Consider the following 14395-nt stretch of genomic DNA (forward strand, 5'->3'; position numbering starts at 1 on the left):
AGAATATGCGCCGCCACAGCGCAATATTTGTGGAAACGACAGGGCTTTTGGTGAAGAGCAGTTGACAGAATTTGCAAAATATGTCATACTGAAACCGCCTGTCAACCGCATATTTGGGACAACTGAATAGGGGGGATACCACAAGTGAAAGCGACGGGGATCGTCAGACGTGTGGACGAGCTGGGAAGGATCGTACTTCCCATCGAGCTGCGCCGGACGCTGGACATCACGGAGAGGGACGCGCTGGAGATATATGTTGAGGGATCATCGGTCATTCTCAAGAAATATCGGCCCAGCTGCATCTTCTGTGACGGTGTCAAGGACGTGTCGGTGTTCCGCGGAAAAAATGTCTGCGCGAAGTGTTTGAGGGAGCTTCGCGGGGACAACTGACAGCCGAAAAGCGCCGGAGACCATACCGGCGCTTTTCTACTGCTGAAACAAATGAAATGACGCAAAAACATATAAAAATACCTGCGAAGCCGTAAGCTTCGCAGGTATTTCTGCATTTTTTCGGGGAGGCTCAGCGCTGCAGCGCCGCGTTGTACAGTTCGTTGCGGCTCAGGCCCGTATCATCGGCCACCTGCCGCACGGCGTCCTTCATCTTCATGCCGCCCTCCCGCAGGCGCAGCACCCGCTCCACGCCTTCCTCCAGCGTCAGCTGGGGCAGATACTGACGGGGCCGTCCCGCCACCACCAGCACGTACTCGCCGCGAGGCTCATTGGCGGCGTAGTAGGCGGCGGCCTGAGCCAGCGTGGTACGCACCGTCTCCTCATGGAGCTTCGTCAACTCGCGGCACAGAGCCACGGGGCGGTCGCCCAGAACCTCCGCCATGTCCGCCAGCGCGGACCGCAGCCGGTGGGGCGCCTCGTGGAACACCATGGTCCGTACCTCGCCGGTCAGTTCCTCCAGCGCGGCGCGGCGCTCCTTTTTGCCGGAGGGCAGGAAGCCCTCGAAGGTGAACCGCCCCGTGTCCAGCCCCGACACAGCCAGGGCCGCGATGGCGGCGCAGCAGCCGGGGATGGCCTGTACCGTCACGCCGTTAGCGGCGCACAGGGCCACCAGATCCTGGCCGGGGTCGCTGATGGCGGGGGTGCCCGCATCCGTCACCAGTGCGCAGGTCTCACCCTCCAGCAGGCGGGCCAGAATGGCCTGCCCTGCGGCGGCGCGGTTATGCTCGTGGTAGCTGACCAGCGGCTTCCTGATGTCGAAGTGGTTCAGCAGCTTTACGGACACGCGGGTGTCCTCGGCGGCGATGAAATCCGCCCGGGCCAGCGTCTCCACGGCACGGGGGGAAAAGTCTCCCAGATTGCCGATGGGCGTGGCCACCAGATATAACATACCAGCCATAGTGTTATCCCTTCTCCTTAAAATAGATGCGCCGCAGCTCCGGCGTCTCCGTGCCATCGTCGTTTTGCAGCAGCAGGGGCGGCTGCACCGTCAGGCCGGTGCCTCCGTCCTTGCGGCAGGCCATCAGCAGCAGCGATGGCGCGGATGCGGCGTTTTTCTGGACGAACCGCAGTACCTTCGGCTCCAGCCGGTGCCGCCGCAGCGTCTCCATCAGCTCCGCCAGCCGCTCCGTGCGGTACACAAGACAGAACTGCCCGCCGCTGCGCAGCAGGTACGCTGCCGCCGCACACAGCTGCTCCATGGTGCATGCCAGCTCGGCACGGTGAATGCCGCGGCTGCCGGCCGCTGTTTTCCCGCCTCCGGCAGGGAAGTAGGGCGGGTTGGACACCGCCAGATCGAAGTGTCCCGCCGACGGCAGTTGTCTGCGGTCCCGCAGGTCGCAGGGCAGCGTGATCAGCCGGTCCGTCAGGCCGTTGGCTGCGGCGGTGCGGTGCGCCAGGGCGCAGGCGGCGGGGGACAGCTCCAGTCCCGTGACGGTGAGGGACGGCTCCCGCGCCAGAAGCAGCAGACCCAGCAGCCCCGTGCCGGAGCCCAGATCGCAGACCCGCCAGCCCCGCCGCAGCGGCGGAAAGCTGCCCAGCAGGAAGGAGTCTGTGGAGGGCTTGAATGCGCCGTCGTCAAAGCAGAACGTCCAGCCGCCGTCCCACAGGGTGTCCCATCGCTCCATACAATGTCCTCCTGCCATAAACTGCCCCTATTGTAATATAAACAGCCGCCGTCCGCAACAAAAAAGTGACCGGCCAGAAGGCCGGTCACTTTACCGCTCGTATGTAAATTACTCAGCGGGGCTGATAGCGCCATTGGGGCAGGTATCGCTGCAAGAACCGCAGTCCAGGCAGGCACCGGCGTCGATGACGTAACGATCATCGCCCTGAGAGATAGCACCCACGGGACATGCGTCCGCGCAAGCACCGCAGCTGACGCAAGCGGAACCGATCTGATAAGCCATAGTAGCACCTCCATAAAGATTTGTAAGCCTATTCTATCATGAAAATTGAAAAATGCAAGGACATTTTCCAAAGGTTTAAAATCTGGCAACAATGGCTCTACATGCCGGTGACCGCCATGCAGAGCAGCGCCGCCGCCTCCCGCGCCCAGTAGCCCGCAGTGAGGAACCAGGGGCTGGCGCAGCCTGCGGCGTAGGGCGTCAGCCCGTCCCGCTCTGCCCAGATGGCGGCGCGCAGCTGGTGGAAGTTGTCGGAGGCGATGACCGCCTGCTGCGGCAGGCCCTGCTCCCGTATGATGGCGGCGGAGAAGGACAGATTCTCCTCGGTGGAGCGGGACCGGTCCTCCAGATAGATGCGGCCTTCGTCGATGCCCATGGATACCAGCGTGCTGCGGATGCACTGGGCTTCCGTCACCGTCTCGCTGTCGTCCAGCCCTCCGGAGGCGACGCAGGCCGCATCGGGGTGGGCGGAGAGATAGCCGTAGGCCGCGTCGATGCGCTTTTGCAGCATCAGACTGGGCCGCCCGTCCTCCAGCACCTGACAGCCCAGCACGATGACGGTGCAGGGCATGTCCTCCGGCGGACGATTCTCTGCCGCCCCGGCCATCATACCCAGCGTCACCAGCACCGCCGCGGCGCACACCGCCGCCAGCAGGCTCACGGCCCGCCGCAGCCATCGGGGCCGCAGCAGGCGGCGGAAGAAGTCCGGCCGCAGCAGCACCGCCGCTGCCGACAGCAGTACCGCCGCCGGCCAGATCATGCCGAAGTGCAGGATGCCGCCAAAGACCGGCATCAGGAAGAACGCCGCCAGCGCGATGCACAGTACGGCGGCGATACGGAAAAGGGCGCGTTTCATGTCAGCTCTCCGCGATGTGGTTGGCGATGCGCTGCATGATCATGTCCAGCGCCACCAGATTGTGGCCGCCCTCCAGCACGATGATGTCCGCGAACTTGCGGGTGGGCTCCACGAACTGCTCGTGCATGGGCTTCACCGTGGTGAGATACTGGTTCACCACCGACTCCAGCGACCGGCCCCGCTCCTCCACGTCCCGCAGGGCGCGGCGCAGGATGCGGACGTCGGCGTCCGTTTCCACGAAAATTTTGATGTCCAGCAGGTCCCGCAGCTCCTTGTTCTGGAAGATGAGGATGCCCTCCACGATCACCACCTTGGTGGGCTTCACCTCCACCGTCTCCGCGGTACGGTTGTGGATGGCGTAGTCGTACACGGGGCAGTGGATGGTCTCGCCCCGCTTCAGCGCCTTCAGGTCCGCGATCATCAGATAGGCGTCCGGGTGATCGTAGTTCTGCTGGCAGCGCTCCTCAAAGGGGCGGTCCTGCCGCTTGTAGTAGTTGTCGTGGTGTACCACACTGATGTCACTGCCGAAGCGGGCGGCCAGATGCTCCGTCAGCGTGGTCTTGCCGCTGACGGTGCCGCCTGCGATGCCGATGAAAATGGTGTTCATGTCACGGGTCCTCCCAAGTGATCTCTGCCGCCATTATAGGAAATGTGACGGAGAAAAGCAAGCGGCACAGGGCGCATCATGTAAAAAAAGAATGAATTTCGGCGATAGACGGTTGACGTGAGGGGGTGAAATGGGTATTATGTAAAATAGATTTTTTCTCGGAGGTATCCACATGAGTCTCATCAAGTGCAAGAAATGCGGAGAGATGTTCTCCGATAGCTATAAGACCTGCCCGTTCTGCGAAGAAGACGATGCTTATTACGGCGGCCGTGCCACCAAGCGCCGCCGCAGAGCGGAGACCCCCCGCCGCAAGGCGCCCAGCATCCTGGGCCCCGTGGTGGTGCTGGTGCTGATCCTGCTGGTGCTGCTGGTGGTATGGCTGCTGTTCGACGACCAGATCAAAACCGCCATCGGCGGCCAGAAGCCGCCTGTGGAGGACGTGATCCCCGAGCCTACCCCCACACCGGATCCCGACCCTGTGAAGCCCGCCGATACCATTACCCTGAACCGCGCGGTGCTGGCGCTGGATGTGGGCGGCAAGGAGACGCTGAAGGTCAATGAGGAGACCACGGAGACCTGCGCCTGGAGCAGCAGCGATCCCGCCGTCGTCACCGTCAGCGATACCGGCGAGGTCACGGCTGTGGCCGCGGGCAGCGCTGTTATCACCGCCAAGGTGGGCAGCGCCGAGGCCACGTGCAGCGTCACCGTCAAGGCCGCCGAGGGCAGCGACACCACCGGAAGCACTACCGGAAGCACTACCGGCAGCACCACTGGCAGCACCACCGGAAGCACCACCGGCAATACTACCGCCACGGTGGATATCAGCAAGCTGACCATCACCGCCACGTCTGAGGGCGGCTACGAGGGCGATCTGGCCTCCACCAGCGAGACCGGCGTATTCGAGATGAGCGCCAAGGCCGGCGAGGTCTGGACCCTGGGGCTCAAGGGCACCGACGCTTCCGTGACCTGGGCCATGGACGGCGACAGCAACGGCGTCTGCAAGCTGGAGGGCGCCAAGGTCACCGTCACCGGCACCAGCAGCGGCCGCTACGCCACCATTGTGGGCACCGTGGGCGGCGGCACGGTGAAGGCCATCATCCGCATCCGCTGACGCGGCACATCCCCCACCATTTCTGTACGGACCGCTGAAAGGCGGTCCGTACTTTGCGTTTTCCGCAGGAAAACGCAAAAAAGCACTACCAAAACGCCGCGCCCTGTGGTATGATATAGGATGCAATTATAGGCGAACGGAGGGACCGCTGTGAAGCATACCGCGAAAAAGTGTATCCTGCTGCTGGCAGGACTGGCGCTGGCCGCCGTGCTGTCCGGCTGCACCTTCTTCGACTCCTCCGTGGAGCAGCTGTTCACCCTGCCCCGTATGGCAGAGGAGTATACCGGCCTGTCCCAGCAGATCGACAGCCTCATCGACCAGGGCTACGAGTACGCCTCGCCCTCCGGCGGCCGGAACATCCAGTCTGTCCAGATGGTGGATCTGGAGGATGACGGCATCCAGGAGGCGCTGGTGTTCCTGCGCCGCAGCAGCGATGAAAAGCCCCTGAAGATCATGGTGTTCCGGCTGGAGGGCGACACCTACCGTTGTTTCTGCACCATTGAGAGCAGCGGCTCCGCCGTGGACAGCGTCTATTATCAGGACCTCAACGGCGACGGATGCCGCGAGATCATCGTGGGCTGGCGCATCAGCGCCGATGTTCAGACTCTGGCCGCCTACACCGTGGAGTCGGAGCCGGTAGCCCTGATGTCCAGCGGCTACACCCAGTTCAGCGTCCAGGACCTCAACGGCGACGGCGTACCCAGCCTGCTGGTGCTCCGCAGCGACGGCGAGCTGGGTCCCGTGGCGGAGTTTTACGGCTGGCAGGAGGAACAGATGGGCGTGTCCTACCGCTGCCGCCTGTCCACCTCCATGGCCGCCCTGAACCGCGGCAGCGTCGTCACCGGTATGGTGGATAAGGATACCCCCGCCGTGTTCATCACCGGCGTGGATATCACAAGCATGGCCGTCACCGACATCCTTATCTACCGTCAGGAAGCGGGCCTTGTCAACGTGGCGCTGGATAAAAACAGCGGCGTGTCCGCCGCCGTCTACCCCTACCGCCAGCTCTCCCCCCAGGACATCGACGGCGACGGCATCATCGAGCTGCCCTGCCCCGACGCCGACAGCGCCGCCGAGCAGACCGACGGCTTCGTGGCCTGGATGAGCTGGAAGTCCGACGGCCGTTTTGAGCAGTCCGCCAAGACCTACCACTGTCTCTCCGCCGGATGGTACTTCACCATCCCTCTGAGCTGGTGGAACTGGGGCGTGGACGCTCTTGTCACCGCCATCTCCAACGAGAACCAGATGACCCTCCGCATCAACGGCGACTCCGTGCTGTCCATCTACACCATCACCGGTGAGAACCGTGATTCCCGCAGCCGCATGGGCCGCCGGCTGGTTCTCCGCCGACAGACTACCACAGTCTACGCCGGCGAGGTCTTTGAGATCGCCCCCTATTACGGCATGGATGAGGACCTGCTGCGCCGCAGCTTCAGTCTCATCCAGGGTACCTGGAACAATTCCTGACGTCAGAAAGGAGCGCACTATGAAAAAAGTACTGGTCCTGGAGGACGAATCCAGCATCCGCAGCTTTATCGTCATCAATCTCCGCCGCGCCGGCTACGAGGTGATTGAGGCGGAGACCGGCGAGGAGGCGCTGGAGAAGCTGAAGGAGCACGCCGATGTCCGCGTGGCCCTTCTGGACATCATGCTCCCCGGCATCGATGGCTTCGAGGTCTGCCGCCGCATCCGCGCCACCAATGCGACCATCGGCATCATCATGCTCACCGCCCGCTCCCAGGAGATGGATAAGGTCACCGGCCTTATGACCGGCGCCGACGACTATGTCACCAAACCCTTCTCACCCGCCGAGCTTACCGCCCGCGTGGATGCCCTGATGCGCCGCTCCGGCGGCGCCGCCGTGGATGCCGGTGAGATCGACCAGCCGCCCTTCCTGCTGAACACCCGCAACCGCACCCTGGAGAAGAACGGCCAGCGCATTAAGCTCACCCAGGTGGAGTACTCCATCATGAAGATGTTTATGGAGAACCCCGGCAAGGCCCTCTCCCGCGAGGAGATCCTGGATATGGTCTGGGGCCACGACTACTTTGGCGAGCTGAAGATCGTGGATGTCAACATCCGCCGCCTCCGTCTCAAGATCGAGGACAACGCCACGAATCCAACGTACATTACCACGATCTGGGGCTACGGCTACAAGTGGGGCTTCTGACAGCAAATCTTTTTCGCCAGTACTTTGTTGCGGCGGCGTGCCGTACACAAAGTACGGCTGTGCCGCCGCGCCGCGTCCTGACAAAAAATCTTTTGCTGTCAGTGTCCTGATGAGGATCGGCCGCGCCGCTTATTTTGACTTTACCACGAAAGGAGCTGAGGAACATGTCCCCCAAGCTGCCGCGGGTACAGGGCCTGCGCCGCCGCTGGCTGGCCGGAAGCATCGGCCCCGTGGCCGCCATATTGCTGCTGGTGGGCGCCCTCATCTCTGTGGGCTTCGCCAGCAACTACTACAACAGCGCCCGCTCCACCCTGCGGGCCAAGGCGGCCGCCGGCGCCGACTACTTCAATACCTATGTCATGATCGGCTACAAGGAGTATTACCGCAGCGCCACACTGTACGCCGCCACCTTTGACGACAGAGACCACATCGAGCTGCAATTTCTCAACAGCTCAGGCCGCGTGGAGGTCACCACCCGCGGCCTGACGGCGGGCACCTATCCCAGCACACCGGAGGTGGCCCGCGCCGTGGAGAGCGGCACGGTGCAGGATTACGTGGGCCGCGATGAGACCACCGGCGAGCGGATCATCGCCGCCTCCAGCCTGCTGAAGTTCAACGGGCAGGTGGTGGGCGTCATGCGCTATGTCACCGCCATCGGGAACCTGGACCGTCAGGTGTTTCTGACGGTGCTGGTAGTCTGCGGCGTCATGACCGCGGTGATCTGCCTGATTTTCCTGTCCAGCTCCATCTTCATCAACAACGTGGTGGCCCCTGTCTCCGCCGTGTCGGAGACGGCCAAGCGCATCTCCGCCGGCAGCTACGGCATCCAGATCCCCAACAAATACACCGATGAGATGGGTGTGCTGGTGGACAACATCAACGACATGTCCCTGAAGATCAGCCAGAGCGAGAAGATGGAGTCGGAGTTCATCTCCTCCGTGTCCCACGAGCTGCGAACGCCCCTGACGGCCATCAATGGCTGGGGTGAGACGCTGCTGGAGGACGAGTCCGGCGACGTGCAGCAGCTGCGCCGCGGCGTGCAGATCATCCTCAAGGAGTCCCGCCGCCTGACCAATATGGTGGAGGAGCTGCTGGACTTCTCCAAGATGACCGATGGCCGCTTCACCCTGCAGGTAGAGGACACCGACATACAGGCAGAGCTGGAGGACGCGGTCTACACCTACCGCGAGCTGTTCCGCCAGGACGGCATCTCCCTGGAGTACGGCAGCGACAAGGCTCTGTACGACGAGCCTATCACCGGCGACCCTGAGCGGCTGAAGCAGGTGTTCTGCAACGTGCTGGACAACGCCGCCAAGCACGGCGGCTCCGGCAAGCGCATCGTGGTCCACCTCACCCAGCAGGAGGGGGAGTATATCATCTCCATCCGCGACTTCGGCCCCGGCATCCCCGAGGCGGAGCTGCCCTACGTGAAGCAGAAATTCTACAAGGGCTCCTCCCGCGCCCGCGGCAGCGGCATCGGCCTGGCGGTCTGCGATGAGATCGTCCACCTCCACGGCGGCCAGTTTGACATCGCCAATGCCGCCGGAGGCGGCGCTGTGGTGACTATCCGACTGCCGCTGAAGCGGGAGACAGAAAAAGAACTGTAAATAATCGAACAACTGTTGCATTTTTCGGCAAGCTGTGATATGCTTGCTTTCAGAAAGGATCATTCAGGCATATGGAAAAGAAACAGGGCGCGTTCCGCACCACTATCGGCGGGCAGGCGCTGATCGAAGGTATCCTCATGCGCGGACCGGAGAAGGACGCCATCGTGGTCCGCTCTCCGGAGGGACTGGTCACCAAGGTCACAGAGCGGAAGTTCATCAGGAGCAAGTACCCCATTCTGGGCGTGCCTATCCTCCGCGGCGCCGTGACGTTCATCAGCTCCATGATCACCGGCGTCAAGGCGCTGATGTTTTCGGCGGACTATTTCCCTGATGAGGAGGATGCCCAGCCCGGCAAATTCGACCAGTGGCTGGAAAAGCACATCCCCGCAGAGAAGCTGCAATCCCTGGTGGTGGCGTTCTCCGTGATTTTGAGCCTGGCCCTGACATTGGTGCTGTTCATGCTGCTGCCCACGTTCATCGCCGGACTGTTTCACGCTAAGAGCGCTGCGGTCCACAACATCATCGAGGGCGTGGTGAAGGTGGCCATCTTCCTGGGCTATCTGATCCTCTGCTCCAAGCAGAAGGACGTTCACCGCGTGTTCTGCTACCACGGCGCGGAGCATAAGACCATTTTCTGCTATGAGGCGGGCCTGCCCCTGACGGTGGAGAACGTCCGTCCCCAGCCCAAGCACCATCCCCGCTGCGGCACCAGCTTTCTGTTTGTGGTGATCATAGTGTCCATTCTGGTGTCCAGTCTGGTGTTCCCCTACATCAACTGGCAGAACATCTGGGTCCGCATCGGCGTCAAGCTGCTGCTGCTGATTCCCGTAGTGGGCGTGACCTACGAGTTCAACCGCTTCGTGGGGGCCCATGACAACGCCGTGACCCGCATTCTGTCCGCCCCGGGCATGTGGATGCAGAACTTCACCACCAACGAGCCCGACGACTCCATGATCGAGGTAGCCATCGAGGCCATGAAGCTGGTGATCCCTGCCGAAAAAGGCAAGGATCAGTGGTAAAAGGGGATAACGCATCGTATTATGGCAATTACATATAACAATCTGTATTTGGATATTCGCCAGCAGCTCCACCAGGCGGGCCTGCCCGCCGCCACGCTGGAGGCCCGTGAACTGGTGTGCTGCGCCGCCGGTAAGAGCAGGGAGGAACTGAGCCGCGCCAGCCGTCTCTACGTCCCCGATGCCGTGGAGCAGCAGGCCAGAGCGCTGGTGCAGCGCCATCTGGAGGGCGAGCCGGTGGCCTATCTCATCGGCGAGTGGGAGTTTTACGGCCTGCCGCTGGACATCTCGGAGCGGGTGCTGATCCCCCGCCCGGACACGGAGGTGCTGGCCGCCGCCGCCATCGAGGGCCTGCAGGGCGTTGAGTCGCCCCGTGTACTGGATCTGTGCGCCGGTTCCGGCTGCGTCGGTCTTGCCGTGGCCAAGCACGTCTCCGGCAGCCATATGGTGCTGGGGGAGATCGACGAGGGCGCGCTGCGCGTCTGCCGCCAGAACATCCGCCGTACCGGTCTGTCCGGTCAGGTGGTGTCCATGCAGCTCAACGCGCTGGAAAAAGCGCCTCCGCGTCTGGGGGAGTTCGACTGCATCGTGTCCAACCCACCCTATATCCCTGACGGCGACATCGCGGGGCTGGACCCCTCGGTGCGGGACTATGAGCCCCATCTGGCGCTGAAGGGCGGCGCCGACGGCCTGGACTTCTATCGCGCCATCTGCGAGAACTGGCGCGGCGCCCTGCGTCCCGGCGGACGGCTGTACTTCGAGGTGGGTATCGGCCAGGCCGATGACGTGCTGCGCATTATGCGTGCCGTGGGCTTCGGCGACATCGAGGTGATCCCCGATCTCAACGGCATCCCCCGTGTGGTCTGGGGCATTCTGCATACGGAGATCTGAACTGTCCGTTTTTCGGGACAGCAGTTCCAATAAAATAGGTATAAACCAACAGAGGAGGACGGAACAATGGCAGCGAAGAAAGAACCTGCGGTCCAGCCCGCGGCGGCGTCCGACAAGAAAAAGGCGCTGGAAACCGCCATGCAGCAGATCGAGAAGATGTACGGCAAGGGCTCCATCATGCGCTACGGCGCGGAGAGCGCCCTGAACGTGGAGGCTATCCCCACCGGATCTCTGTCGCTGGATCTGGCGCTGGGCATCGGCGGTCTGCCCCGGGGCCGTATCGTGGAGATCTACGGACCGGAGTCCTCCGGTAAGACCACGCTGGCCCTCCATGTGCTGGCGGAGGCCCAGAAGATGGGCGGCGAGGTGGCCTTTGTAGACGCCGAGCACGCGCTGGACCCCACCTATGCCAAAGCGCTGGGGGTCAACGTGGAGGATATGCTCATCTCCCAGCCCGACACCGGCGAGCAGGCGCTGGAGATCACAGAGGCGCTGGTGCGCTCCGGTGCCATCGACGTGGTGGTGGTGGACTCCGTGGCCGCGCTGGTGCCCCGTGCTGAGATCGAGGGCGAGATGGGCGACAGCTTTGTGGGCCTTCACGCACGCCTGATGAGTCAGGCGCTGCGCAAGCTCACCGGCGTCATCAACAAGACCAACTCCATCGTTATCTTCATCAACCAGCTCCGTGAGAAGGTGGGCGTCATGTACGGCAACCCCGAGGTCACCACCGGCGGCCGCGCCCTGAAGTTCTACGCCTCCGTCCGCATCGACGTGCGCCGCATCGAGACGCTGAAGTCCGGCGGCGAGGTCATCGGCAACCGCACCCGCGCCAAGGTGGTGAAGAACAAGGTGGCTCCCCCGTTCCGCGAGGCGGAGTTTGACATCATGTACGGCGAGGGCATCAGCAAGCTGGGCGACCTGCTGGATCTGGCGGTGAAGCTGGATCTGGTGCAGAAGAGCGGCTCGTGGTTCAACATGGGCGAGGTCCGTCTGGGACAGGGCCGCGACGCCGCCAAGCAGTACTTCCGCGACCATCCGGAGGAGGCGGACAAGCTGGAGACTGCTGTCCGGGAGAACTTCCACAAGCTGATGGGCGCCCAGTCCCGCACCGCCGCCAAAGCTGCGGGCCGTGCGGTGGACGTGTCCGCCGACGACTTCGACGACGCCGACTGATGCGCATCGAGCGACTGGAAAATTCCAAACACAAGCAGGAGCGCGTGCTGGTGTATCTGGAGGATGGAACGCTCCTCCGGATCACCGGCGCGGAGCTTCTGCAATTTGGCTTATATCAGGGCCTTGACCTGCCGCCGGAGACGCTGGAGGAATTGCGGGCCGCGGCCCGCCGCTCCGACACCAGACGCCGCGGCGCCAGCATGGCCTCCGGCCGCATGCTGTCCAAAAAGGAACTGACGGAGCGCCTGACGAAAAAGGGCGCTTCACCGGATGACGCCGCCGAGACGGCGGACTGGCTGGAGGATCTGGGGGCGGTGGATGACACCGCCTACGCAGGGGTCATCGTCCGGCACTACGGCGCCATGGGCTGCGGCGCTGCCCGCGTCCGGCAGGAGCTGCACCGCCGCGGCGTTCCCAAGGAGCTATGGGACGAGGCGCTGAAGCAGCTGCCCCCGCCGCAGGAAGCCATTGAAAAATTCCTCTGCGCCAAGCTGCGGGGTCGCCCGCTGACACCCGAGGACAGCCGCCGCCTGGCCGCCGCCCTCCAGCGCCGCGGCTTTTCGTGGCAGGACATCCGCCCCATCCTCAACGGGATGGGGCAAGAGATCGATGAAACATGAGGTAGCAAGACGTGAAAGTTTCCTTTATTTCCCTTGGCTGTGCCAAGAATCTGGTGAATACCGAGCAGATGATGGCCCTGTGCCGCGACGCGGGCCACACCCTGCAGGAGGAGCCTGCCGGCGCCGATGTGGTGGTCATCAACACCTGCGGCTTCATCGACAGCGCCAAGGAGGAGGCCATTGACACGATCCTCTCCGTGGCGGCGCTGAAGGCGGAGGGTCAGGTGCAGAAAATTCTGGTCACCGGCTGTCTCACCCAGCGCTACCAGCAGGAGATCCTGACGGAGCTGCCGGAGGTGGACGGTATCATGGGCACCGGCAGCTACGGCGAGATCGTACCGGCGCTGGCGGAGCTGATGGCCGGCGGCCGCCCCTGCCGCTTTGCCGACATCCATGGCATGATCGACGAGTTCGATCGCGTCCTCACCACCCCGGGGCACTATGCCTACCTGCGTATTGCCGAGGGCTGCGACAACCGCTGCGCCTACTGCGTCATTCCGTCCCTCCGGGGCCGCTACCGCAGCCGCCGCATGGAGGACGTGCTGGCCGAGGCCCGGAAGCTGTCGGACGCCGGCGTCAGGGAGTGCATCGTCATCGCTCAGGACATCACCCGTTACGGCATCGACCTGTACGGAGAGCGGAAGCTGGCGGCGCTGCTGCGGGAGCTGTGCAAGATGGATTTCCGCTGGATCCGCCTGCACTATCTGTACCCCGACGAGTTCACCGATGAGCTGATCGATACCATCGCCGCCGAGGACAAGGTGCTTCCCTATCTGGACATCCCCATCCAGCACTGCAACGACAAGGTGCTGAAAGCCATGAACCGCCGCGGCGACAAGGCGGAGCTGCTGGCTCTGTTCCGGAAGCTGCGCGGCCGCATTCCCGGTCTGGTGCTGCGCACCAGTCTCATCACCGGCCTGCCCTACGAGGACGAGGCCGCCTTCGAGGAGCTGTGCGAATTTTTACAGGAGGTCCGGATCGAGCGGGCCGGCGTGTTCCCCTACTCCCCCGAGGAGGGCACCCCCGCCGCCAGGATGCTCAACCGCGTGGACACCGATGAGGCCGAGCGCCGCGCCGACCTGATCGTGGATGTCCAGTCCCGCATTATGGACGACTTCAACGACAGCCGCATGGGGACGGTGACGGAGGTGCTGTGCGACGGGTTTGACAGCCAGTCCATGATGTTCGTGGGCCGCAGCTATGCCGAGAGCCCTGACATCGACGGCCGGATCTACTTCACCGCCGACCACGAGGTGGAGGCGGGCGAGTTCGTGCCGGTGCGCATCACCGGAGCCATGGACGGCGAGCTCACCGGCGAGGTCGCGGAGTAAAAAAACACTTTTCATTTCCTGCCGCCCGTGCTACAATACGGAAAGAATACAACGAAAGGCTGATACATACCATGACGACCGCGAACAAACTGACGATCCTGCGGGTGCTGATGATCCCCGTTTTCCTGGTGGTGCTGTACTGGGGCTTCCCCGGCTGCCGCTATGTGGCGCTGGGCATCTATATCGTCGCCTGTCTCACCGACCTGCTGGACGGCTACATTGCCCGTCACTACAACCAGATCTCCGATTTCGGCAAGTTCATGGACCCGCTGGCGGACAAGTGCCTGGTGATGGCGGCGCTGTGCTGGTTCGTGGAGGAAGGTACCTTTGCCGCGTGGGTACTGGCTATCGTGCTGCTGCGGGAGTTTGCCGTATCCGGCATGCGCCTTGTGGCTGTGGAGAAGGGGCGCGTCATCGCCGCCGGTTGGTCCGGCAAGATCAAGACCGCCAGCACCATGGTGTGCATCTGCCTGATCCTGTTCGGCATCCCCCAGTGGCTGAACTATGTGTGCCAGGGCGTGATCCTGGTCACCACCGTCTACTCCGGCATAGAGTATTTCGCCAAGAACGCCGATGTGTTCAAGGTCATCAAATAACTTGACACCGGACGAAAATCCTGCTACCATAGGATGCAATCGAATAGCGCGATGATCGGAAAG

At 63.0% G+C, this 14395-nt stretch carries 16 protein-coding genes; 11 read left to right on the plus strand and 5 right to left on the minus strand.

What is annotated here, in order from left to right:
- Positions 1 to 144: 144 nt before the first annotated feature.
- Positions 145 to 390, plus strand: a complete 246-nt coding sequence (locus ACZM22_RS02020; protein WP_483267837.1) for an AbrB/MazE/SpoVT family DNA-binding domain-containing protein — start codon at positions 145 to 147, stop codon at positions 388 to 390.
- A gap of 130 nt (positions 391 to 520) precedes the next feature.
- Here the strand turns inward: ACZM22_RS02020 and rsmI are convergent, their stop codons facing one another.
- The 5 genes from rsmI to udk form a co-directional block, all read right to left on the minus strand.
- Entirely contained in the window at positions 521 to 1348 is an 828-nt protein-coding gene (gene rsmI, locus ACZM22_RS02025; protein ID WP_483267838.1) for a 16S rRNA (cytidine(1402)-2'-O)-methyltransferase, read from the minus strand.
- A 4-nt stretch (positions 1349 to 1352) separates the two neighbouring features.
- On the minus strand, positions 1353 to 2075 hold the full coding sequence (locus tag ACZM22_RS02030; protein WP_489542944.1) for a tRNA1(Val) (adenine(37)-N6)-methyltransferase: 723 nt from the start codon (positions 2073 to 2075) through the stop codon (positions 1353 to 1355).
- Positions 2076 to 2183: 108 nt separating this feature from the next.
- The gene (gene fdxA / locus ACZM22_RS02035; protein ID WP_482680911.1) at positions 2184 to 2357 is read right to left on the minus strand and encodes a 4Fe-4S ferredoxin; all 174 of its coding nucleotides are present in this window, start codon (positions 2355 to 2357) and stop codon (positions 2184 to 2186) included.
- A 97-nt stretch (positions 2358 to 2454) separates the two neighbouring features.
- Positions 2455 to 3210, minus strand: a complete 756-nt coding sequence (locus ACZM22_RS02040) for a YdcF family protein (RefSeq protein WP_489542945.1) — start codon at positions 3208 to 3210, stop codon at positions 2455 to 2457.
- Position 3211: 1 nt separating this feature from the next.
- Positions 3212 to 3817, minus strand: coding sequence for a uridine kinase (gene udk / locus ACZM22_RS02045; protein ID WP_489542946.1), 606 nt, complete (start codon positions 3815 to 3817; stop codon positions 3212 to 3214).
- Between the two features lie 172 nt (positions 3818 to 3989).
- Between udk and ACZM22_RS02050 the strand changes: the two genes are divergently transcribed.
- The 10 genes from ACZM22_RS02050 (at position 3990) to pgsA (ending at position 14332) form a co-directional block, all read left to right on the plus strand.
- Positions 3990 to 4928 (plus strand): Ig-like domain-containing protein, encoded by a 939-nt coding sequence (locus ACZM22_RS02050; RefSeq protein WP_489542947.1) that lies wholly within the window; start codon positions 3990 to 3992, stop codon positions 4926 to 4928.
- A 150-nt stretch (positions 4929 to 5078) separates the two neighbouring features.
- Positions 5079 to 6395 (plus strand): hypothetical protein, encoded by a 1317-nt coding sequence (locus ACZM22_RS02055; RefSeq protein ID WP_489542948.1) that lies wholly within the window; start codon positions 5079 to 5081, stop codon positions 6393 to 6395.
- Positions 6396 to 6414: 19 nt separating this feature from the next.
- On the plus strand, positions 6415 to 7098 hold the full coding sequence (locus tag ACZM22_RS02060; RefSeq protein WP_483267843.1) for a response regulator transcription factor: 684 nt from the start codon (positions 6415 to 6417) through the stop codon (positions 7096 to 7098).
- 164 nt (positions 7099 to 7262) lie between these two features.
- A complete protein-coding gene (locus ACZM22_RS02065; RefSeq protein ID WP_489542949.1) occupies positions 7263 to 8705 on the plus strand; it encodes a sensor histidine kinase in 1443 nt (480 codons plus the stop codon).
- A 71-nt stretch (positions 8706 to 8776) separates the two neighbouring features.
- Complete coding sequence (locus ACZM22_RS02070; protein ID WP_489542950.1) at positions 8777 to 9724, plus strand: DUF1385 domain-containing protein; 948 nt, start codon at positions 8777 to 8779, stop codon at positions 9722 to 9724.
- A 21-nt stretch (positions 9725 to 9745) separates the two neighbouring features.
- Positions 9746 to 10612 (plus strand): peptide chain release factor N(5)-glutamine methyltransferase, encoded by an 867-nt coding sequence (prmC, locus tag ACZM22_RS02075; RefSeq protein ID WP_489542951.1) that lies wholly within the window; start codon positions 9746 to 9748, stop codon positions 10610 to 10612.
- Positions 10613 to 10678: 66 nt separating this feature from the next.
- Complete coding sequence (gene recA / locus ACZM22_RS02080; RefSeq protein WP_489542952.1) at positions 10679 to 11785, plus strand: recombinase RecA; 1107 nt, start codon at positions 10679 to 10681, stop codon at positions 11783 to 11785.
- A complete protein-coding gene (locus ACZM22_RS02085; protein ID WP_489542953.1) occupies positions 11785 to 12405 on the plus strand; it encodes a regulatory protein RecX in 621 nt (206 codons plus the stop codon). The genes recA and ACZM22_RS02085 overlap by 1 nt, the downstream gene beginning before the upstream one ends.
- A gap of 11 nt (positions 12406 to 12416) precedes the next feature.
- Positions 12417 to 13736, plus strand: coding sequence for a 30S ribosomal protein S12 methylthiotransferase RimO (gene rimO / locus ACZM22_RS02090; RefSeq protein WP_489542954.1), 1320 nt, complete (start codon positions 12417 to 12419; stop codon positions 13734 to 13736).
- Positions 13737 to 13807: 71 nt separating this feature from the next.
- Positions 13808 to 14332 carry a CDP-diacylglycerol--glycerol-3-phosphate 3-phosphatidyltransferase gene (gene pgsA, locus ACZM22_RS02095; protein WP_483269092.1) on the plus strand — a complete coding sequence of 175 codons (525 nt, stop codon included), beginning with the start codon at positions 13808 to 13810 and terminating at the stop codon, positions 14330 to 14332.
- The last annotated feature ends 63 nt before the right edge of the window (positions 14333 to 14395 follow it).

The sequence above is a fragment of the Vescimonas sp. genome (assembly GCF_057856985.1).

Coding starts and splice junctions, on each gene's coding strand:
- rsmI (WP_483267838.1), bottom strand. CDS start 1,348: ATGGCTGGTATGTTATATCTGGTGGCCACGCCCATCGGCAATCTGGGA.
- ACZM22_RS02030 (WP_489542944.1), bottom strand. CDS start 2,075: ATGGAGCGATGGGACACCCTGTGGGACGGCGGCTGGACGTTCTGCTTT.
- fdxA (WP_482680911.1), bottom strand. CDS start 2,357: ATGGCTTATCAGATCGGTTCCGCTTGCGTCAGCTGCGGTGCTTGCGCG.
- ACZM22_RS02040 (WP_489542945.1), bottom strand. CDS start 3,210: ATGAAACGCGCCCTTTTCCGTATCGCCGCCGTACTGTGCATCGCGCTG.
- udk (WP_489542946.1), bottom strand. CDS start 3,817: ATGAACACCATTTTCATCGGCATCGCAGGCGGCACCGTCAGCGGCAAG.
- ACZM22_RS02050 (WP_489542947.1), top strand. CDS start 3,990: ATGAGTCTCATCAAGTGCAAGAAATGCGGAGAGATGTTCTCCGATAGC.
- ACZM22_RS02060 (WP_483267843.1), top strand. CDS start 6,415: ATGAAAAAAGTACTGGTCCTGGAGGACGAATCCAGCATCCGCAGCTTT.
- ACZM22_RS02065 (WP_489542949.1), top strand. CDS start 7,263: ATGTCCCCCAAGCTGCCGCGGGTACAGGGCCTGCGCCGCCGCTGGCTG.
- ACZM22_RS02070 (WP_489542950.1), top strand. CDS start 8,777: ATGGAAAAGAAACAGGGCGCGTTCCGCACCACTATCGGCGGGCAGGCG.
- prmC (WP_489542951.1), top strand. CDS start 9,746: ATGGCAATTACATATAACAATCTGTATTTGGATATTCGCCAGCAGCTC.
- recA (WP_489542952.1), top strand. CDS start 10,679: ATGGCAGCGAAGAAAGAACCTGCGGTCCAGCCCGCGGCGGCGTCCGAC.
- ACZM22_RS02085 (WP_489542953.1), top strand. CDS start 11,785: ATGCGCATCGAGCGACTGGAAAATTCCAAACACAAGCAGGAGCGCGTG.
- pgsA (WP_483269092.1), top strand. CDS start 13,808: ATGACGACCGCGAACAAACTGACGATCCTGCGGGTGCTGATGATCCCC.